We start from the raw sequence: 20,707 nt of genomic DNA, 5'->3' as shown, positions 1-20,707 counted from the left end.
ATTAATCTTCCTTCCGCACTTGACTAGATGACGATGACTTGGTGTGACTTGTAACTCGGCTAATCCAGACTTTCATTTCCCGCCATTGCAGGGGCATCCGAAGCAGTGAATAGCAACCTAGCGAATAGGCAAAAAGAAATTTGAACGTATGCGACAAAAGGGCCGCTCTATACGCATCTTTCCCCTCAACACCCAGTAACGCCAGCGAACCGCTCATCGTACTTTCATAGGTGCCAATGCCTCCTGGTGTAATATGGAAGATTTGACCAGCAATTGTCATACTATTGGCCCATACGAGTGAAACACTCGCCAACTGTACACCGATAATATGGATAACAGCATATATGACCCCCGCTTCCAACACCCAGCTGAATGTGATTAAGCCCAGAATGACGAGCCCTTTGACTGAAAACATTTGCAACTGGAAGTAGGACGTATGTTTGACGACAGCTGGGATTCTTCGTATTAAAGGCAAATAATGTGCGGTTGCAAGAATCACAGTGCCACTAGCCAGAAGAGTGACCCACATCCAAGAAGAAGGCAATCCCATGCGGACAATACCGATGCCCCCAATGCCTGCAAGTACAAGCATATCAAGCAGACGCATAACCGCAACCGAATGAATCGCATCCTCCCAGGACTTCCCGCCATTCTTCATTAATAAGCCAGCGCGAACACCATCCCCCACCTTGATCGGAAGCACATGATTCACGAGTAAACTATAGCTAATTGCATGAAAGTAAACCGCTAATCTAACTTCTTTTCCTGCATAACTGCGCCAAGCAATCGCTTTTAGGAGAAAGGATGCTAGGTAAACGATAATTATGAAAATCAGCCACTTCGGTTGATGGAAAAGCAGCCCAACATCATGAAGCCATTCCTTCGAATCAAACCATCGCCATGTTAAAAAAATCGAACACACGACCAGAAGGAACGCAATCAAACGAACAACTTGTTTCCTCGTTAACATATCTATGTACCTTCTTTAAGATTAAATTCTGCCTTATTCGAGAATGATAATCATCGTCAGTATAGAAGGTTTATATCGTTACGTCAATGAAAAAACTTCATTTTTTGCCTCATGCTCAATCTCCGAATACAACCGTGGAACTGACTTTCCCCAACCAAACAAAAATAGCCGCATTTTACGCGACTAGTACAGGCCCATATTAACTCAAATGATTCCTTTACCTATTCTCACTAAAAGGCTTCAACTGTAAATCCCCTGTAAACACTAATTTTTAGCTAAGGACGCTCAGAAGGATGCTGGTAATCGCCGCTTCATCCTTATAACGTATCCATTTCTGATTATTCTCCCCCCTTTCAGGGCACGCTAAGCCGCATGGTAATGTAAGGGAATTGGGGGAATTGGCATGATCGAACGCATCCGTGCTGAGTTGAACAATCCAGCTGACCTATTCTATGACACCCTAGACAATGGCTATATGCAAATGGAAGTGATTTACTTCCCATCTCTTTGTGACTTGGCATTAATCAAAAATGGATTAACCGTTCCTTACTCTTACTGCTTTAATCCAGAAGAATTCGATCGCATGCTTAACGCGAACCCTACCTTCGGCAAAGCGGACCACGCTGAGCACTGGACGTCATTGCTGCTCAAAGGCACTGTCCTCTTTCAAATTGAAGAGCAGGTCTACCAATTCAACGTGCAGCGGAAGTTTCAAGATAAACCTGACACCGTTCAAGTCGAAGTTGCTATTCAAGGACCTCAAAGTGCGCTTACCGAAGATTTGGATTTAAATATTAGCCTCGTTCGGATGCGTTTTAATGCGCCCTCCCTTTGTGTAGAAACACATACGATTGGACAAATTTCGAACACACGAGTTACCGTTCTTTATGACAAAAATCTGGTTAACGAAGATGTACTTGGACTATTAAACGAGCGGATTTCCAACATTCATATCAAAATTCTCCAGGCCACAGGCCAGCTCATGCAGTCGCTCTCGGGACGGAGACATCGTTTTTTTCCTATCATCCTCCAAACAGAGCGGCCTGACCGTATCGCAGCCATGCTCGAACGCGGGAAAATTGCTCTTCTTCAAGATGGGAGCCGCTTCGGGCTCGTACTTCCTGTGCGGCTCTTTGATTTCCTGCATGCCATGGATGATGACTATGAATCATACTGGATGAGCAAGTGCCTCGTCCTGCTTCGCTATTTCGCCATGTTATTAACAATTACATTACCTGCCCTCTATATTGCGATTGTCTCTTATAATCCTGAAGTACTTCGCGTCCAATTGACACTCTCAATCGCAGGAAGCCGCGTCGTCGTACCCTATCCGTCCTTTGTCGAAGTTTTCATCATGTTATTCATGATCGAAGCCTTGAATGAGGCTAGTCTCAGGCTTCCGCGCTATGTGGGCTCGACCGCAACAACAGTTGGGGGTCTCATTTTGGGTCAAGCCATCCAACAAGCAGGGTTAGTCAGCAGCATTATGATTATTGTGACCTCCGTTGTCGCGATTTCTAATTTCGTGATCCCGAATAACGGCTTCGGCTACTCAGTCCGGTTCGTTAAATACATTTTTGTGATTGCCGCCATTTTCTTCGGGCTGCTTGGTGTCGTCGTTCTAGGCTTCATTCTCATTAGCTACTGGTGTAGCCTTAGAAGCTTTGGTCAACCTTATTTGGCCTTCTACATCCCCAAACTTGAAGCGAAAGCACACCACAACTTTAAAAAGGGGGAAAAGTAAGTCATGTCGCGGTATACCTACTATCATGTGCTTTATGTCGGCATGATTAATATCATGATGTTTGTCCCCTCTTTACTGATCCGAGATCGGTTTACTGGCGCCGTTTCGGGCATGCTTATTGCCATGGTTATCGGCTCCATCCTCTCGCTCGGAACAATGGCTTGCTTTGAGCGGTTCCCAGGACTCGGCTTCCCAGAAATATGTGTTCGGTACACGCCCCGTTGGTTTAGCCAAATCAATATCTTATTTGCCGCGCTGTGCCTTTGGCTGCCTGCTGGCATCATCGTTATTTATGCTTACTCCGAAACGGTCCGTATGTTTTTCTATCCAGACATCAACCCCTATCTGAATCTGTTTCTCATGGCAACCGCGGCCGTATGGGCATGCAGCAGATCTACACGTACGGTCCAATTCATTCATGAAATCATGGTGATTCTCAGCTCACCCCTGCTTATTTTGTTTATCATGAAAGCTATTTTCAATGAAAATATTAACTGGGATGCGATTCGTTATGTGGCTGGTTATGTCAATAAACCACCTTCTTTCGTAACGGTCGCTGCCTCTACCTTTCTATTCTCTGGCTATCTCAGCCTCCTCATCTTCAATCGGCTGTATACAATAGGATTTAAGTTTCGCTATCGCTGGATTGTACCTGTATTCGGCATTTTATTCTTGGTGATTACTTTTTTTGTGCCTATCGGATTTCATGGAACGGTTGGGGTTGAACATTATGTTTACCTATGGAGTATGACGGCGGATTCCATGGTGACGGAGTACGGGTTTATTAACCGTGTCTTGTTCGTCTTTCTTCTCCTCTTCACAGGGTTATCGCTATTATTCGTCATGAACACGTGGCATACGACGATCATGTTGCTCCGCTACTCCTTCAATGGGGCGATCGAAGTTGAAGAGGACCCTGTGCCTTGGCTGAACGTATGGCTGGGTTTGGGCATTGGCTTGCTTACCTTCCTTTTCATGCGATTTATCAATTTAGAGAAAAGTCAGATTCTTTCCGAAGCCTGGTTAGTGCTTCGCTTTTTCGTCGAAATCTATTTCCTTTTCTTGATGCTCTATTTCGTTAGGAAGCAAAAAAAGGAACAGGTACACCTATGAAAATAAAACCATTTCTCACCTATCTATCCCTTCTACTTATCTGTACGTGTCTTGTCGGATGCAGCTTTAAGGATATCGACAAGCGTTTCTTTGTCGTCGCCATGGGTGTCGATTGGACAGGCAAGGAGGATAAACCTTATCTCGTTACTTTGCGTCTCGCCATTCCCGCTTCTAAGGTTGGTGAGGGGATGGCAGAGAGCCAGATCGAATATCAAGAAGCCAAGAGCATTGCGGAAGCCGTAAGAAATCTCAAAGCACACGTCGATAAGGAACTTGATTTCGGTCATTGCCGTATGTTCCTATTTGGCGCTAGCTTAACGAAGGAATCCCTCGAAGAGCCCTTGAATTGGCTTTCGCGAAGACGCGACATTCAACTGATTTCTTATACAGCCGTTGCTGAACCTAATGCGCGTAAGCTTCTTGAAGCGAACCCAACAACCGAGCGACTTGCTGGAAACTCTTTTTTTCTCACCTTCGGTAAAGAGGGAACGGTTTCTCCTTACACAGTAACCGAGCTTTTGTTTGACACCTTCCGACGTTTCAAGGAAAAAGGGTTAGATCCGTATTTTCCAATCATTAGCTTCGATGGTGATTCTTACGTCGTTGAGCAACTTGCTTTACTTAATAAAATAAATCAAAGTATCGTCCTCAACCCGCAGGAGACTCAGCTTTATAATATGAGTGCGAATGACTTCAGCAAGTCAGGGATTACGATCACATATAATGGAGAGCCATTAGCCTTCTATGTAGCGCGTGTCTCGAAGCATATCTCGGTTTCCAAAGCGGATATTCCCGTCGTCAAGCTGAAACTCAATCTTACAGGCATCGTTGAACAAGGCGCGTTGGGTTTGGACATTCACAAAGTACAGCCACAGCTTGAACAGCATGTCAACCAAACTGTAGAGGAACTCCTCTACAAAATTAGAGATGCCAAGGTTGACCCGTATGGCTTTGGTCTTCACTATTTGGGGCAGCATTTTGGCAAAGAGAAGGATTGGGCGTATTGGCAGTCCGTTTATCCAGAGGTTAAATTCGAGGTGGAAACGCATGTGAAAATTGAGAGTACGGGATTGGTACATTAAAAAGAGTAGTGGGCTACCTTCGAGCCTGCGCCCGAGTTAGTCGGTTTCATCGACTAACTCGTCTGCGTGTACCTTAAATATCAAAATAAAAAGGCCTTCCCCTCACCTTATTCAGATGTGGGAAGCCCCTTTAGGTATTCATATATATTTGATCAAAATACTTTCCACATGCTCCAGATGCTCGCGCATCGCCTCGGATGCCAGCACCGGATCTCCGCCGCATATCGCTTCATAGATGACCTTATGCTCCTTCAAAAGCTGAACCGCCACTTCCTGATTCGCATACAGCTCCGCGCGGCGGATATCGCGAATCATCATTTCCATCGCATTGCGGATCGAGTCACACGTCTGCACCATGATGGCATTGTGTGTCGCTTGCACCAACAGCTCATGAAAAGCAAGATCGGTTCGTTCACCCTTAGCATCATCGCCTACGGAGTTCTCCATGTCTTGCATGATGCGCTGGAGCTGCGCTAAGTCCTCAGTCGTTCGTTTGCGCGCAGCTATAGCAGCGATCGAAATCTCGAGAGATTGTCTCACTTCCATGAGCTCCAGAAGCGTCGTTCGATTCATCCGAAGAGACGTCCACTCCGGCAGGGATACTTCGGAAGGTGCCTGCCGAATGACACGGCAAGCACCGCCTTGCCGAATTTCGATAAGGCCCATCGCTTTCAATGCGCTGAGCGCCTCCCGCATTGTGGAACGGCCGACGCCGAAGCGCTCGGACAGCTCTTTGGTAGAGGGAAGCTTATCACCCATCTTCAACTGACCCTGAATGATCATCTCTTTGATCTGCTGAGCGATCTCATCATAGTGATTCTGTTTCTGCAGCTTCGTAACTTCCATAGGAATACCTCTTCTATCCGATAAGTAGCACGTGCACAATCCCTGGACCGTGAACACCAATCGTCAAATCGTTCTCAATATCCGCCGAGCGGCTCGGACCCGAGATGAAGTGAATGCCGGCAGGCAGATCTTTCCTTGCTATCTGATCGAGTGGGGCGAGAATCTCGCCTAGTCTCGTTTTCAACCGTTCAATCGGAAGCAGGACGATTAATGCTGTAGGGAGCAAGCTCACCGATCGGCCCTTTTCTTTCGATGATAACACAGTTAGAGAGCCTGTGTAAGCCGCCGCATGATCGGCTAGGACAATTCCTAGATCGGCATTCGCTGCACTGGCCTTCCAGTTGGTGTCCTCATCGGTATTCCAGATCGAGAGGTCTACGTCTGGAAGAGCTTCGTCTAGTTCCAGCGCATGTAATTCCGCTTGATCCTGGTGGATAACCCGTTTGATGCTTAACGTGTTGACGAGCTCTTGGATGGCTGCCTTCGCCGCTTCCATCGAAGGTACTCGGACAACGTGCCCGCCAGCGGCATGGAAGTTCGCCGTGAAGTTCTCGATGCGTTCTTCTGGAGACCAGTTGAACGCTTTCCAGCTATCGGAAGCCCCTTGGAAAGGATGCGCAGGCTTCTCAGTTACTCTAGGGCGCCCCAGCTTCTGGGCAATGCCCTGGATGAAACGCTCCTGCTCAGCCAGCGATTGCTGGTCTAGCTTTGTTAGCTTCTCCTGCCAGTCCGGCGTAATGTCTCGTTTACCCATGTTGGTGTCCTCCCTTTTTGCCTCGTGCTGCCATAGCGGCTGCCATCCTTGCTTGGATCGCAGGATCAGCCTCCGTAAGCCCGTGACGAATTTCTTGCTCGAGTGTTTTCCAGCCATCTCGGAAGGATGCCTTCGGTAGGCTTGGCGTCACTCGGTAAGAGTTCCACCCTTTGAGTGGCCCTACCTTTAGACGGATGCCGCCGTCGCGAACGACGAGCTTTTGACCGATTCTGCCCAGCTTGAGCACGGCGTTTAACCGCTTCGAGTTCCCCATCAACGCAGCAAAGCCTTTCATACCTGCGGCCTCGATCTTATCGCCGTGGCCGCTTTCGACCTTGCGCCTGCGCAGTGACACGAGCATGTCGTGCAGCGGGATCTTCACTGGGCATGCCTCATAACAGGCGCCGCAAAGACTTGAAGCATTGGCGATATCGTCCCATTCCGCCACATTTTTCTTGAGCGCCGGCGTGAGCACCGCGCCGATCGGGCCGCTGTACGTGCCACCGTAGGCATGGCCGCCGATATGGCGGTACACCGGGCATGCGTTCAGACAAGCGCCGCAGCGGATGCAGTTAAGCAGCTCTTGGAACTCGGGATCGCCGAGTTGCTGCGAGCGCCCGTTGTCAACGATGATGATGTGCATCTCTTCCGGACCATCGGCATCTGCGTCTCTTCTTGGACCTGTGATGCCGGACATGTACACGGTTAGCTTTTGCCCTGTTGCTGAACGCGGGAGCAATGTTGCCATGACCTCAAGGTCCGCCCACGTCGGGATAATACGCTCCATCCCCATGAGCGTGATTTGTGTCTTGGGCACCGTTGTGACCATGCGGGCGTTGCCTTCATTTTCGAACAAGACCATCGATCCGCTCTCCGCAATGGCAAAATTGCAGCCCGTCATCCCAATATCTGCTTCAAGGAATTTCTCTCTTAATTTCTTGCGAACGTAGCCAGCCAGAATCGTCGTGTCGGGAGCCAACGTCTCTCCCGCATCTTTCGATAATAGCTCAGCGATCTGATATCTATTTTTATGAATCGCTGGAATAATAATATGGGACGGTGTTTCGTCCGCCAGCTGAATGATGTACTCGCCTAGATCCGTCTCAATCGCTTCAACCCCAATGGAGGCAAGCGCCTTGTTCAAATGCAGCTCCTCGGTCACCATCGACTTGGATTTGACGACGGTTTTGGCTTGTTTCGCAGCAGCAATCTGGAGTGAAATCTGTACCGCCTCAACATCCGTATCAGCAAAATGCACATGAACCCCATTGGCTCTCGCATTATTCGCAAAGGTCGTTAAATAGTAATCCAAATGCGCGATCGTATGCAGCCGAATCTGTCTGCCGCGTTCGCGCCAATCGTCCCAATTGCCGTGATCGGCAGCTGCTTTCAACTTGCCGCCGCGAAGCCGCTCTGTCGTAAACTTCACCGCTTTGCGCAAAAACTCGTCGTTCAGCGCGAGGTCTGCCCGCTCCTTAACCGTTGACTTACTCGTCGTGTGACTCATGCTCGCTTCACCCCTTCATATAGCAGCTCAGCTAGATGCATCACCTTCACCGGCTCATTCCGATAGCGCAAATTGCCCGCAATATTCATCAAACAAGCCAAATCCAGACCGACAAGTACTTCGGCCTCGGTTTCCTTCACATGATCGACCTTCTCCTGCACCATCGCACCTGAAATATCGGCCATCTTTACCGCAAAGGTTCCACCGAATCCACAGCAATCTTCAGCAAAAGGAAGCGGCACGAGCTCCATATCTTTGACACTTTGAAGAAGTGCGAGCGGCTCAGACTTAACGCCGAGCAGCCTGCTTCCGTGACAGGACGGATGATACGTTACTTTATGTGGAAACACAGCGCCTAAATCCGTGATATTAAGGACATTGACTAGGAATTGTGTAAATTCATACGTTTTGTTCTGGAGTTGCGTGGCTTTCTCCAACCACTCCGGTTGATCCTTAAATAAATTCGCATAGTGATGAATCATATATGTGCATGAGCCCGAAGGCGAAATCACAAAATCACTATCCTCAAATGCGGTAAGAATCGTCTTCGCTGTTGCTCTCGCCTCATCCCAGTAGCCGCTGTTATATGCAGGCTGACCGCAGCAGGTTTGCACCGTTGGCAATTCTAGTAGAACACCGTAATGTCCTAGCAGACGCGCAATCGCTTCGCCCACCTTGGGATATAGTGCATCACTTAAACACGTAATAAATAAGGAAACCTTCATGAGAAGCCCCACTTTCTTTTCTTAACTTATCAGGTTGTCAGACAAGTTGAGTTTAACATAAAACCCCTTGTCTTGAGAAGGGGCTTTTGAGTGAATATTTCACTTTGTTCAATTACCTAACCAGGTAGTACCATGATGCCGAACTGCCCGAAGGCTGAGAAAATGAGGAAAAGGATCATCAGCGGTAAAATCTATAATTCTGCCACTGTAGCATAGTGAATTAAATCCCGTTCAGCCCGAGCCCAGCCATGTAATCGACGACCTTCTCCAATCGGATAAAATCAATTCGATCATCCTCATTTATGGGAAGCAAAAGGGTTCCCCAGTTTCCTATAATTTCATGCGCTACCATAGGCTTCAGTGGCTCTATCTCCTTCTCTTTGAGAAAAGGCCAACAGCCCTTTATCGGCATATTGGCCTTTCCTTTTATTCAGTTGCCAGCAAAAAGTCGTCTTCTCGCAGGCTGTATCCCCGGATTTGCCCCTTAGGCGCGTCGTCCACAATGTATTGCACAACGTAGATTTCCCCGTCCTCAAACTGTACCCAGCCGGAATAGCCGAGATCGGCCACCGGACTGCGGTCAAAATCAACCGGCAAGATCCGTGTCCACTGATCGCGCCGCTCCTGAGCCTTGGCTGATTCCTGATCGGTCAAAGCAGCAAAGAAGTTTTGCGTCCATGTGCCGAGCCACCCCTTCCCGCCTTGCATGAACCGGTATGTGATTAGGACGCGCCCACTCTGCAGCAAACCGGATACAGGCCGATGACAGCCTGGCAACGGCATCCGATAAAGCCCGCTCCAGCTCTCGCCCTGATCGTAGGATATGGCTTTATAACAATCCCAGCCTTCACCGGAGTTTTCTCGCAAAAAGGCCACAAGTGTGCCGTCTTCTAGTGGAAGGATACTAACTTCACACAGCTTCAGGCCTTCCTGTGCTGCAACTAACACCGGCTCCGACCATTCCTTCCCTTGATTATCTGAATATCGGAGCCACTGCCCGCTGGCTGAGTGCGCCGACAGCAGCCAGCGACCCGACGGGAGCTCACAGAGCTTGTCGGGAACAATCCCCTCCAGCGGAGTCTCGATCGGCCCCGTCCAAGTCGTTCCTTCGGCGTCACCGATCCATAAGTAATTACGACCGCCGCCTTCTCGTTCTTTCGTTATTTGGTCTGCGACAATGACGAGCCGTCCGTCACTGAGACGGGAAATACGGGCACAGTTCCAATACGGCCGACCGTTAGTCAGCTCAGTGAATGGTCTCTTGTTCCCCCAGGTTCTTCCCCGGTCTGTACTCTCCGTGATCATCAGGCGGGTAGCTGACCGATCCCCATGGTGGGTGCATTGCGAGAATACGCAAACAAGCTTTCCGCCTTCCGTCAGAGCTACATCTGGCCATGCTTCATACCATTCGTCATCTCGGCTTACTGCAAATTTGTTTATCACAGTTTCTCCATCCTCTCTCTATTGCATAACCTAATTCAATCTGGGTCAAAACCTACCATCTTCATTCGTTGTTAATAGGATTGGTCGTGTTTCACCAATACGTTAGCCGTCTTGCTTGTAACATGACCGGCTTGGTCAGTAACCGTATATTCAATTGTATAGATACGTCCTGAACCGCCACCGTCCCGTTCGGCTCGCAGTAAAAAAGTCCGATCGTCAGTTCCATATTCCGCACCTTGGATATCAGCTTCCCCGTCCGCCTTTCCTTTCTTGCCATCAGTTTCATTACTGATAATAGAGATAAGTTTGATCTCAGCTACACCGGAAATATCGTCTACCGCTTGGATGTCAACCTGAATCGGAACCAACTTGCCATTAGACGGCCATAACTCAGTTTTATCCGGCACAATGTTTAGCATCGGAGCCTTCTTGTCGATACGGAGGGTCTTGCTCAAAGAATCTTCCATATTGCCCGCCCGATCTACGCTTCGGTACTCCAGCAAATTCGTTCCTTCTGTAGAGACAGCAAACGTTCCTTCATAAGCTTTCCACTCCTGACTGTTCAACCGGTATTCCGTTCGAGCAACTCCGGAAAAATCATCATTAGCGGAAAGTGTCACTGCGACATCAGAGGTATACCAGCCGTTTGCACCGTTCGGTTCGCCGGGCACTACAGCAGCCTGTGTCACCGGTTTCGCCTTGTCGATACCTAAGTAATGCTTCCGGACATCCGCTTCATTCATGGCATACTTGTAAATCTGCAACTCATCCATGTACCCTTTCCAGTCACGGTTGGCAACCGCCCCTTTATCATAACCAACCAATGGTGGCGCACTGGGGTTCGTTACATTCATCGTTGGAATGTCAAACTTGGCAGAAGTGGCAGCCAATTCGCCATTGACGTAAATTTTGTTTACTGAACCGTCTCGAACAGCTGTAAGATACGTCCAAACCCCCGTCTTGACGAGTCCCGCTTGTGTAGCAAGGCCTACTTCCTTCCCGGATGGCAGACCTGCCATGTTCATGCGAACCGCTCCGGTATTATGCACGGCAAACCACCATTGCGGAACTTTACTTCCAGCCTTGCCGTACCAATACAAAACGTGCATGGGCTGAAACAACGCCTCGGGGTTGACCCATACCGAGAACGTGAAGTTGTCCGTACCGGGATGCAAATCTTCCTCGTTCGTGATTTCCACATTCGCCCGAGTACCGTTCAAGTACAACGCATTTCCGTCCAAGCCCGGACGAAGCTCAGCGCCGCTACTCATTACTCCGGTATGCCCCTTGCCAGTCAAATCCGAGATGCCAGTTGCATCCGATTGATCGAAATCCCAATGCATAAGCAGCTCCGGCTTCGCACTCGTTCTATCAAGGTGAAGATTATACTGCCGAACTCTTTGACCAAGCTTCGCCTCGATCGAAATGGCCTGTAAGTCACCCAAAAGGATCGTTTTCGGTATTCCTGCCGCTGCCGGCTCACCGTTCACCGATATTGCGATGGTTTTGTTCGACGTAACAGGTGTAATCGTCAATTGTTCGGTTCCGCTATACAAGGTAAGAAGGTAGTCCGAGATATCGCCTCGGAACATGGGAGTCATGCTGCCGTCGGAAAACAGTATATTGTCCAAATCTGGTTCAGCGGCTTGAAACCACTCGAGATTGAATACCGCAAACATGATCTTGTCATAAGGCGTATACTCGCCCCCCTCGAAGAGCAAGGAAACTTTCCCATCAGGCAAAATAGCCAATGAGGAATAAGCGGAAGGTCCTTTGTAAACCGTCTTGGACGTTGCCCACGATTGCCCGTCGTCATTGCTGATTCGAACGGTCATCTTTTCTCTGCGCACAGTGTCAGCTGGGTTGGAGAACAGCAGCATGCGGTTACTCGTCACATTGTCAGAAGGCATATACCTGATGATGCTCGCCTCACAAATCGGATCGATCAGTGCATTATCGTAAGAAATCGGTGACCAAGTCGCACCTTGATCTGGGCTGGTCGATATTCCCCGCCTTCTTATCTCCTGGTTGCTGGACAGCCGATCATTGCGCATCAGGGTTCCGTCCGTCAGTTCCACGACGGTCGGTTCACCCAAACCCGACGGCAGCTTTCCGCTCTCGTACCAAGTCGCGCCATGATCGTCGCTTTGAATATTTCTATCGATGGCAGGGATCACGAGTCTTCCCTTGGCCGCGCCTTGCCGAAGTTGGATACCGATCCCCGGACCGGTTCCGTCCCATCGGGTGTTTGGAGCCTGCACTTCGCTAAAGTGATTGACCGGCTGTGTCCATGTCGCTCCATCATCGTCGCTATAGGTGCTCCAAATCGTGCGCACGCCACGGCTCGTTCCACCCACAATTGTAGCGTATGTATCCGCACTGTAATTTTGGGAAACGAACAACCATATTCGACCTGTAGTTTCATCCTGCACAGGCGTCGGATTGCCGCACGTATCGACCCCTGCATCGCAAACGATCTGAAGCGGTTGCCATGTTCGACCCTGATCGAGGCTTCGTTTTAGCACCAAGTCGATATTGCCATTATCGGCAGCGCTGTTTTTGCGTCCTTCAACAAACGCCAGCAGCGTCCCAGCTTTGGTAGTTAAGAGGGACGGAATGCGGAACGTGTTATATCCTTCCGTTCCCGCTACGTACAAATCCATGTTATGAAAATAAGGTCCCGTTTCAGTGGAAGCATTTGCTACTTGACTTCCCACGCCACCAGCCAAAGAAGCCGGAATTTGGACAAGTACTAGCACGATGATGAAAACGAATAAGATCGATTTTTTCAACATTTTTTATACCTCTTCCCTATAGGTTTCAATGATTGGAATGATAAATTATTGACCCGCATCACACTTACTGGATTGGAGAAAAACCATGTAATCGTTTACAATATCCGAGAATGGATCAGTGACTTTAAGCGCTATTCCGCTGATCAATTCCTGCATATTTACTTATGGCATCGCTCAGATTTCCAGCTATTTCCTCCATACCAAATGCAGAGGGATGTGTCAGATCTATTGTCAGTCCTATTACAGATTTAAGTAAGTCGGCACCAGATAGATGAATAAGTTTCGGCAGCTTGTATTTCGCAACTTTTTCTTTAACAATTTCTCTAAACTTTTTGATTTTATCGCTATTTTCATAATCCAAATAACAGGTAAATAAATCAATGCAGAATATCCACTTGTCCTTATTGGCTAAAGCTATTTTAGAAATAAAATAGTCGATTTTATCTGCAAACTGTTCTACACTCCATTGTTCAATTATATTTATCCCCATTTCTAACGTTGCAAAATCCCAATCATTTCTTTCTGCAATATAATCTGCCATTGCTGCTTCCATGTAAGCGCCACCAGCAAAACCTAGATTTATTAAATCCGCTTCTAAAAGTTCTGCAGTTCTCATGGCATAAGATGCATAAGGTCCAATCGTTGAGCTTCCGTGGGTAATAGAAGAGCCATAAGCCAAATATCTTTTGCTTGGAATCTGCTCAACCCTTGAAGGTGTACAATTCCCTTCAATATCTATGAGGTAGTTTTTCCAATCATAAGGCAAAATCACTCTTACTAAGTTTGGATCAAAGGGAAGTCCGCGTTCCTTGGTAAGCCTTTCTAAAACATTTATATTTTTAGGCTTCTTGATCATAATCTCCGTAATTGCTTCAGTTGTTAATATTCTGGGGCTATATTCCCAAGAAGCTTGGAAACTTCCAAAAAATATTTCTATAATTCCTGTATCAAGTACTGCCCCTTCCTTCGGAGTCCTCTTTAATACAAGTTTTACATATTCATCTTCAATATTGAATCTTATTTCTGTGCCACAACCGAAAAAAGCAGCCCTCTTAGCTTTTTCATTAAGCTCGACCCTTATTCTTTCTGGAATACGGGATAATGCATAAACACCCTCTGCTTTTAATTCATGAACTTCTTCTATATTAAATAACTCTACATTTTTAAAAATCATTTATAATATCTCCTTCAACTTACATGAAGCTCAATTAGAAGAAGCCAGACTTGCATCTGGCTTCTTTTGCTAAAAATTTAAGTTACTTGTTTTTCTTATAATATTCCTGTCCAGCAGTAATAACATCTTGACCGCCTGCTGCCAGCCACTTCTTCTGAAGTTCATCCCAAGCACCGTCAAAGTTGTCGCCCATAATAGCCTTCAACCAACCTTCTCCGAACGCTGATCTTAATTTCCCTTGGTCTCCAAGAACTTTCTCATCAAAAACATTCATTAACGGTGGAGCCATGGCATACTTAGCGTTGGTAGAAAAATAATCTGGGAATGCGCCTGTTGCCATTTCTGATGTAATCATTGGCTGTATGTTCTTAAATGCCTCGTCATAATTATAATTCTTTTCCTTGATCGGGATGTAAGCATATTCAAAATAATTCATCGCACCCCATGCTAGTGGATACAGATAACCATTCTTTTTAGTGTCCCAATCTTTATCAGCTTCCGCTTTATTTTGGGTATAAACGATACGGCCATTTTCTTCTTTAACATCTGTGAAGTGAATCCCCTTAATTCCGAACTCGGTTAGTTCTCTGCCTTCCTTAGTAAGGGTATATTCGATTAGTTCTAAAACCTTCTCTGGATTTTTAGCAGTTTTCGGTATAACGTTCCCTCTCCAGTAACCGCCTGAATGACCTAAGTTAGCAGGTACGCCATTCACACCGTTAAGCGGTGGAAGATAGGCAACCTTAGCATTAGGATTAAGTTGCTTAACCTTATCTACAAATGTGTCAGGCTTAGTGGTAGCAGCTATACCGTATTTCCCTGATGCAAAATCATCCGACTCAGGACCTTGGCCACCATCCGGTTTTAAGCTAAGCCAATCTTTGTTAATAAGATCTTCTTTTACTAACTTTCTAAAGAAAGCAGCCGAATCTTTTCCAGCTTGAGAAGCTTCAAATCGTGTAACGTTTCCATCTGGAAGTTTCACCCAATTATCTGTCCTGCCTGCTATGGCATATGCTCTTTCTATATATTGGCTAAGCATAGTAACGGAAGGATCGGCCATTCCGCCTGCCCTCGTATAAACGCCATAGGTGTCAGCTTTGCCATTCTTATCAGGATCTTTTTCCTTGAAGGCCTTCGCGACGTTATAAAATTCATCGATCGTAGTCGGCATTTTCAAGCCCAAATTATCCAACCAATCTTGACGGATAATAAAACCCCACTGCATGGGAGCAAGTCCCAGCGGCTTGAAATAAGATTTTCCATCTATTTTAAAGCCTTTGTAAACTTCGGAATTCACGATAGCATTAATGTTCGGATACTTGCCGCTTTTCAAATAATTATCATAAGGCAAAATCAAGTCATTCTTGGCCCATTCGATTAATGTCTTGCCGGGGTCAACCGTAGCTAGGTCAAATTGTTCGCCAGAAGCCATCATGAGGTTAAGTTTGTTTGCAAATTGATCGTTGGGAATGCTTACAATTTCAAGCTTAATATTCAATCTTTTCTGCAATTCCAGAAGGATACGATCCTTTGTGGGGTCCTGCTCATTTGCTGCACGCACCCAGCGGATTGGAACTGGTTCAGTCTGTTTTTGCGCGGTTGTTGCAGTTGGTCCGCTCGAATTTTGCGGGCTGCTTCCTGTGTCTTTTTGAGAACATCCGCTTAATGCTGTAGTTGCTAATAGTGACATAGACAAAGCACTGATTATCAAACTCTTTTTCATCTTTTTACCTCTCCCTTTTAATTTTCTTGTTTGAATAATGCCATATATATAATCCACCAAATGTGGAGGATTCCCGCTATTCTTTTACTGCACCCATCATGATTCCTTTGGTAAAGTATTTCTGTATGATTGGATAAATGATAAGCACCGGAATGATTCCAATGAAAATGCAAGCCATTTTAAACTGCTCAATATTCGATCCCGTGGTCATGACCCCTACCTCCGCAGTGACCAAGTCCTGAATAATCATCTGTCGCAATAACACCTGAAGCGGAAACATATCATTTGAATTTATGAATAATATCGCTAAGAAGTAGTCATTCCATAATGCTACTCCGTAAAATAAACTGACAGCAGCAAAAACAGGCATAGATATAGGAATAATAATTTTAAACAGGATTTGGATATCATTATAACCATCAATTTTCGCAGCTTCTTCTAGACTTGGCGGAAGACTGGCAAAATAATTTTTCATAATGATCAGATTATACGATGAGATAGCAGTAGGTAAAACCAACGCCCATATCGTATCTATGAGATGCAGATTTTTGACCAGTACATAAAATGGCACCAATCCGCCGCTAAAAAACATAGTAAATACGATTAAGCGAAATATGATTGCTCTGCCTGGAAGATCCCTTTTGGATAGTGCATAAGCGCCAAAACTGGTGAGGATCATGCTTAATGTTGTTCCAAGTGCCGTTATTTCCACGGATCTAAATAAGGCTTTTACAATTCCTCCAGCGCTGCCTAGTGCTCTTTTATACTCTGTCAGACTGAAACTCTTGGGAATCAGGTGATAGGGGTCTGATAAATATACTTCTTGCGTGGAAAATGATATAACCAAGAGTCTCCACAGTGGTAGTATTATGATAAGGGCTGATAGACCGAGCATTAGATATATGATCGTATCAGTCAATGAAAACCTTTTTTGTAAATACATGATTTAAACTCCCCCCTATGTTAATAGACACTCTCTTGACCAAATGCCTTTACAATCCTGTTTGCAATTATTAGCAAAACTGCGCATATAACAGACTTAAGCAAACCTGCCGCTGCTGCGTAACTGAATTTGTTACCTCCCATAGAGGTTCTGTAAATGTAGGTATCCAGAATGTCGCCTGTTGCATACACCATTGGATTGTAGAAGTTATATACTTGGTCAAATCCCCACGTCAACACCTTGCCGATAATTAAGATAAACATGATAAATATTACGTTACGAATGCCGGGTATTGTAACATGCCTAACAAGTGACCATCTTCCGGCTCCATCTATGACAGCTGCTTCATAATGTTCTGAATTGATGCTTGCCATGGCCGCGATATAGATGACAGTGGCAAATCCCGACTCTTTCCAGATATCCGTTAAAATCAACACCGGCCTAAACATTTCCGGTCTTGTCAGCAGATCAGAAGCATGGCCATTAGTCATTGCTGCAAGAAGCCCAGTCTCCGGACTAAAAAATGTGATGAATATGGATGCAACGATAACCCACGAAATAAAATGCGGTAAATAGATAATCGTTTGAACCGCTTTACGGAATTTGAGATGCCTTACTTCGTTTAGAAGCAATGCAATAATGATCGGTACTGGAAATGCTGTGAGTAGACGGTAAACCGCAATGATTACGGTATTCCAAAATGCCCGCCAGAAATCTTCTTCACCAAATAATTCTTTAAAATGTTTCAATCCGACAAATGGGCTGTGAAAAAATCCTTTGCTCATGGTATAGTCCTGAAAAGCCATGGTAATTCCATACATCGGGACATAACAGAAAATCGCATACCATATGAGCACAGGGATAAGCATGAGATACATATATTTATATCTTAAAATATGTTTCAGATTTTTATTAAAACCTGGCTTTGAATTCTTCTTAATAAACAGTTCGGAGGTTTTTATTACTTCAGCATCCATATTTCTTCTCCTTAACATTTTCGTATTGGATATCCATTAGTAGTACTACTAGTGTTAATTATAAAGCGTTTACAAATAATGAGTATGACTCAAACATAACATTTGCTCCGTTTTTTTAACCTCTTTCTGCAACGAAAAAAAAACAGCAAAGCTACTTATAATAAGTAACCTTGCTGCTGCGCGATGAGTGGGAAATACATGTTGACCGTAGTCCCTTTTCCTAAAGTGCTCTCTACGTCAATTCCGTATGCTTCTCCAAAATATAGCTTAATACGTTCATGCACATTGGTGATCCCGATGCTCTCGCCTTTCGTTTTCCCTTCGAGTGTCGCCTTGATTTCCATCAGCTTGGTTTCTGTAATCCCTACACCATCGTCACTGACGGTGATTTGCAGTCTATCCTTCATTTTTCGCACGTCGATGACGATGGTGCCGCCATGTTCGGTTACCTCCAGACCATGGTAGATGGCATTTTCCACGATCGGCTGCAGCGTTAGCTTCAGTACCGGAATTTCCAACATATCGTCACTCACGTCATAACGAAGCTTAATTTTATCCCCGAACCTCATTTGCAGGATATCCACGTAGGTTTTCACATGATCGATTTCCTCGCTTAACTTCACTACCTTTTCTCCCCGAGTAATACTAGTCTTAAACAAGGCGATAAGCAATTTGATCATTTTCTCTGTTCGGGGATCCTTCGCAAAAGCCATATATTGCGCTGTTTTTAAGGTGTTGTACAGGAAATGAGGATTGATCTGTGACTGTAGAAGGTTTAATTCATATTCCTTGGCCTTCAGTTCAGCATCTTTTACCATTACATCGGATATAAATTTTTCTTCAATAAGTAGATTAATACGCTCCAACATCTCATTAAAGCTATTGCCTAATTCATAGATTTCATCAACCGAAGTACTCTTAAAACGCGCTTGGAGGTTGCCTCTTTTCACGTTTCTTACCGTTTTGAGCAAGGAGGAGATGTTCATTAAAAGGATAGATGAAAATCCATACGAGAACCCAACGGTTATGAAAATGAGTCCAAAAAGAACCACTAAACTGTAAATCAGAATGTATTCATTCTCATTAAAGTTCTTTAATAGGAAGACTAAACTCCACCCATTTTCTTCAAAGAACTTCGAAATCACGAGGAAATTGTTACCGCCTTCTCGGAAGGATACCCTTTCATTCGCATCAAAGGACGGTTGATTGTTTTGCAATACCTCCGATAAGCTTGTCTTTTGACTTCGGCCGATATCACTGAATATATCTTTGCCTGAAGGATCAACAAGATATACATCTAGGTAGCTATATTTTGTAAACACATTCAGCATCTTCTCGATATCTTCCCCATTGAAATCGACCAAAATAAACCCTAACAGCTTGCCTGCCTCAATGCCGTCTGCCACACCTCTAATTTGCATGCCGACACGGATACCTTTCTTATTAAAAGGGGAATCCGTATAGCTTCGCCATAATAGCTTGCTAAAATGGTCTCGTACATAATCCAAATCTGATTTGGCATCGGGGCGCAACATAAAGGGTCTTCCGTAAGTAGAGGAATAGACCAAACGTTCATTTGCGTTATAAAGAGTAATATTAGATATGCCTTTATCAAATAAATTTCGGGTCAGAATAATATTATTCATCGCATCCCGAATTTCTTCGTCTACGTCTTTGGAAATGCTAGTATCCAGAAGCTTTTGAACCTTATCGTTGAAGGAAGAAGTCTCGATGGTCATCCTCCGATAGTTACTATATACAAAATCCATCTGTTGATAGAGAATTTGAGCACTGTACTCAAAGACAGACCCTACCTTACTTTCAACAGTGTTCTTCGCCGATACGTATGAGCTACCTGTGATTAATACAACGGGAATCGTGACGATGGCAGCGTTCAACAAAAGCAGTGTCAGTTTGAAGCTGATTCTCCTCTTCGACAAGGCCATTGGTTTATTTTCAAGGTTGTTGTGATTAAGTAGGCTGATTTGCTGCTCCATATGTTTAATGGGCTTAACAATTTTTTTACTTGTAATCGCGAGCGCGAGGATCGATATAATTAGGCATATTAACCCTACCCGAATATTCAAATGCAGATTGTTCGCAATAGATTTCTGCAGCTTATCAAAGGTAAACGTATTTGTAATCGTCCAGCCTTCAAAGTTGAGCGAGTTTTTAAATGAATATTTTTGATCCGTTAATTCGCCTGCATGTGGAATGTTGGAAACCTCAGCAGAGTTCCCCGTATGATCCGTAATAAAAATTCCATTCCCTGCAAACTGCATCTCCTCAATAAGCTTGGTACTGAACACGACAACCATATGTGCCTTGATTTCATTGGTATATGGTTCAAATATAGGACTTATAATCGCTAATCTTTCGTAGTTCCCCTCTGTATACCGATCAAGGAAAAACTGACTTTCCTCGTTTTGTATGGATGGTTTCTTTAATGTGTTATAGAACGCTGCAGAACCGTACTTGTCATAGTCTTTTCCTACCGAATTATTAGCCTTGATAAAAATATTTCTATTCGTATCAACAACAAGTATGGAATCGACTTTATCATTCGTCAAAATGAGATTTTTCAGAAACTCCTCATAATCCTTTTGCGCTTTGATGAGTTGATAAGGGTCTAATTCATCAGAAGAGATAATCCGATCAAAATACTCATTCTTCATCGACAAACTAACTGTATTGGCGATTTCCGCCAAATACGTATTCGCCTTTTCGACAGCAGCGCCTGTAGCTATTTCATTAACACGTTCAAACTGAAACAAAATAAATCGATTTGTGACCCAATTACAAGTAAGAGTAGTTAAGGCGATTGCAATCACGGAGAAGATAATACCGGTTAACATAATTTTCTTCTGCAGTGACTTTTTAAAGTTAAATGGTATCATATAGACTCCTC

General features: G+C 45.2%; 16 protein-coding genes. 3 read left to right on the top strand and 13 right to left on the bottom strand.

Annotated elements, in window-relative coordinates; genetic code table 11:
- Nucleotide 1: 1 nt before the first annotated feature.
- Complete coding sequence (locus ACSQ8P_RS04555; RefSeq protein WP_436234083.1) at nt 2-970, bottom strand: lysylphosphatidylglycerol synthase transmembrane domain-containing protein; 969 nt, start codon at nt 968-970, stop codon at nt 2-4.
- Nucleotides 971-1,373: 403 nt separating this feature from the next.
- Between ACSQ8P_RS04555 and ACSQ8P_RS04550 the strand changes: the two genes are divergently transcribed.
- From ACSQ8P_RS04550 to ACSQ8P_RS04540, 3 genes are read left to right on the top strand one after another with little or no spacing between them, the layout of a single operon-like run.
- Nucleotides 1,374-2,714 carry a spore germination protein gene (locus ACSQ8P_RS04550; protein ID WP_436234082.1) on the top strand — a complete coding sequence of 447 codons (1,341 nt, stop codon included), beginning with the start codon at nt 1,374-1,376 and terminating at the stop codon, nt 2,712-2,714.
- A gap of 3 nt (nt 2,715-2,717) precedes the next feature.
- Nucleotides 2,718-3,827: a hypothetical protein gene (locus ACSQ8P_RS04545; protein ID WP_436234081.1), complete on the top strand. Its 1,110-nt coding sequence runs from the start codon at nt 2,718-2,720 to the stop codon at nt 3,825-3,827.
- Nucleotides 3,824-4,909: a Ger(x)C family spore germination protein gene (locus ACSQ8P_RS04540; RefSeq protein WP_436234080.1), complete on the top strand. Its 1,086-nt coding sequence runs from the start codon at nt 3,824-3,826 to the stop codon at nt 4,907-4,909. Before ACSQ8P_RS04545 ends, ACSQ8P_RS04540 begins: the two co-directional genes overlap by 4 nt.
- A gap of 138 nt (nt 4,910-5,047) precedes the next feature.
- On the opposite strand, the gene ACSQ8P_RS04535 is transcribed toward ACSQ8P_RS04540, so the two are convergent.
- The 12 genes from ACSQ8P_RS04535 to ACSQ8P_RS04480 all read right to left on the bottom strand — a co-directional run bounded on the left by ACSQ8P_RS04535 (nt 5,048) and on the right by ACSQ8P_RS04480 (nt 20,696).
- Nucleotides 5,048-5,755 carry a FadR/GntR family transcriptional regulator gene (locus ACSQ8P_RS04535; RefSeq protein ID WP_436234079.1) on the bottom strand — a complete coding sequence of 236 codons (708 nt, stop codon included), beginning with the start codon at nt 5,753-5,755 and terminating at the stop codon, nt 5,048-5,050.
- A gap of 13 nt (nt 5,756-5,768) precedes the next feature.
- Nucleotides 5,769-6,509 (bottom strand): LutC/YkgG family protein, encoded by a 741-nt coding sequence (locus tag ACSQ8P_RS04530; protein ID WP_436234078.1) that lies wholly within the window; start codon nt 6,507-6,509, stop codon nt 5,769-5,771.
- Nucleotides 6,502-8,016 carry a LutB/LldF family L-lactate oxidation iron-sulfur protein gene (locus ACSQ8P_RS04525; RefSeq protein WP_436234077.1) on the bottom strand — a complete coding sequence of 505 codons (1,515 nt, stop codon included), beginning with the start codon at nt 8,014-8,016 and terminating at the stop codon, nt 6,502-6,504. The genes ACSQ8P_RS04530 and ACSQ8P_RS04525 overlap by 8 nt, the downstream gene beginning before the upstream one ends.
- Nucleotides 8,013-8,741, bottom strand: coding sequence for a (Fe-S)-binding protein (locus ACSQ8P_RS04520; RefSeq protein ID WP_436234076.1), 729 nt, complete (start codon nt 8,739-8,741; stop codon nt 8,013-8,015). Before ACSQ8P_RS04520 ends, ACSQ8P_RS04525 begins: the two co-directional genes overlap by 4 nt.
- Nucleotides 8,742-8,961: 220 nt before the next feature.
- On the bottom strand, nt 8,962-9,093 hold the full coding sequence (locus ACSQ8P_RS04515; RefSeq protein WP_436234075.1) for a hypothetical protein: 132 nt from the start codon (nt 9,091-9,093) through the stop codon (nt 8,962-8,964).
- Between the two features lie 74 nt (nt 9,094-9,167).
- Nucleotides 9,168-10,184: a sialidase family protein gene (locus ACSQ8P_RS04510; protein ID WP_436234074.1), complete on the bottom strand. Its 1,017-nt coding sequence runs from the start codon at nt 10,182-10,184 to the stop codon at nt 9,168-9,170.
- Nucleotides 10,185-10,255: 71 nt separating this feature from the next.
- Nucleotides 10,256-12,979, bottom strand: coding sequence for an exo-alpha-sialidase (locus ACSQ8P_RS04505; RefSeq protein ID WP_436234073.1), 2,724 nt, complete (start codon nt 12,977-12,979; stop codon nt 10,256-10,258).
- Nucleotides 12,980-13,103: 124 nt separating this feature from the next.
- The gene (locus ACSQ8P_RS04500) at nt 13,104-14,153 is read right to left on the bottom strand and encodes an SGNH/GDSL hydrolase family protein (protein ID WP_436234072.1); all 1,050 of its coding nucleotides are present in this window, start codon (nt 14,151-14,153) and stop codon (nt 13,104-13,106) included.
- Nucleotides 14,154-14,235: 82 nt separating this feature from the next.
- The gene (locus ACSQ8P_RS04495; protein WP_436234071.1) at nt 14,236-15,936 is read right to left on the bottom strand and encodes an extracellular solute-binding protein; all 1,701 of its coding nucleotides are present in this window, start codon (nt 15,934-15,936) and stop codon (nt 14,236-14,238) included.
- Nucleotides 15,937-15,955: 19 nt separating this feature from the next.
- Nucleotides 15,956-16,822, bottom strand: coding sequence for a carbohydrate ABC transporter permease (locus ACSQ8P_RS04490; RefSeq protein WP_436234070.1), 867 nt, complete (start codon nt 16,820-16,822; stop codon nt 15,956-15,958).
- Nucleotides 16,823-16,842: 20 nt separating this feature from the next.
- Entirely contained in the window at nt 16,843-17,799 is a 957-nt protein-coding gene (locus ACSQ8P_RS04485) for an ABC transporter permease (RefSeq protein WP_436234069.1), read from the bottom strand.
- A 155-nt stretch (nt 17,800-17,954) separates the two neighbouring features.
- Nucleotides 17,955-20,696, bottom strand: coding sequence for a cache domain-containing sensor histidine kinase (locus ACSQ8P_RS04480; protein ID WP_436234068.1), 2,742 nt, complete (start codon nt 20,694-20,696; stop codon nt 17,955-17,957).
- Nucleotides 20,697-20,707 lie beyond the last annotated feature (11 nt).

This window comes from Paenibacillus sp. LjRoot153 (genome assembly GCF_964253085.1).
GTDB lineage: Bacteria > Bacillota > Bacilli > Paenibacillales > NBRC-103111 > Paenibacillus_E.
This window is presented reverse-complemented; position numbering and strand designations above follow the sequence as displayed.

Coding starts and splice junctions, on each gene's coding strand:
- ACSQ8P_RS04555 (WP_436234083.1), bottom strand. CDS start 970: ATGTTAACGAGGAAACAAGTTGTTCGTTTGATTGCGTTCCTTCTGGTC.
- ACSQ8P_RS04550 (WP_436234082.1), top strand. CDS start 1,374: ATGATCGAACGCATCCGTGCTGAGTTGAACAATCCAGCTGACCTATTC.
- ACSQ8P_RS04545 (WP_436234081.1), top strand. CDS start 2,718: ATGTCGCGGTATACCTACTATCATGTGCTTTATGTCGGCATGATTAAT.
- ACSQ8P_RS04540 (WP_436234080.1), top strand. CDS start 3,824: ATGAAAATAAAACCATTTCTCACCTATCTATCCCTTCTACTTATCTGT.
- ACSQ8P_RS04535 (WP_436234079.1), bottom strand. CDS start 5,755: ATGGAAGTTACGAAGCTGCAGAAACAGAATCACTATGATGAGATCGCT.
- ACSQ8P_RS04530 (WP_436234078.1), bottom strand. CDS start 6,509: ATGGGTAAACGAGACATTACGCCGGACTGGCAGGAGAAGCTAACAAAG.
- ACSQ8P_RS04525 (WP_436234077.1), bottom strand. CDS start 8,016: ATGAGTCACACGACGAGTAAGTCAACGGTTAAGGAGCGGGCAGACCTC.
- ACSQ8P_RS04520 (WP_436234076.1), bottom strand. CDS start 8,741: ATGAAGGTTTCCTTATTTATTACGTGTTTAAGTGATGCACTATATCCC.
- ACSQ8P_RS04515 (WP_436234075.1), bottom strand. CDS start 9,093: ATGGTAGCGCATGAAATTATAGGAAACTGGGGAACCCTTTTGCTTCCC.
- ACSQ8P_RS04505 (WP_436234073.1), bottom strand. CDS start 12,979: ATGTTGAAAAAATCGATCTTATTCGTTTTCATCATCGTGCTAGTACTT.
- ACSQ8P_RS04500 (WP_436234072.1), bottom strand. CDS start 14,153: ATGATTTTTAAAAATGTAGAGTTATTTAATATAGAAGAAGTTCATGAA.
- ACSQ8P_RS04490 (WP_436234070.1), bottom strand. CDS start 16,822: ATGTATTTACAAAAAAGGTTTTCATTGACTGATACGATCATATATCTA.
- ACSQ8P_RS04485 (WP_436234069.1), bottom strand. CDS start 17,799: ATGGATGCTGAAGTAATAAAAACCTCCGAACTGTTTATTAAGAAGAAT.
- ACSQ8P_RS04480 (WP_436234068.1), bottom strand. CDS start 20,696: ATGATACCATTTAACTTTAAAAAGTCACTGCAGAAGAAAATTATGTTA.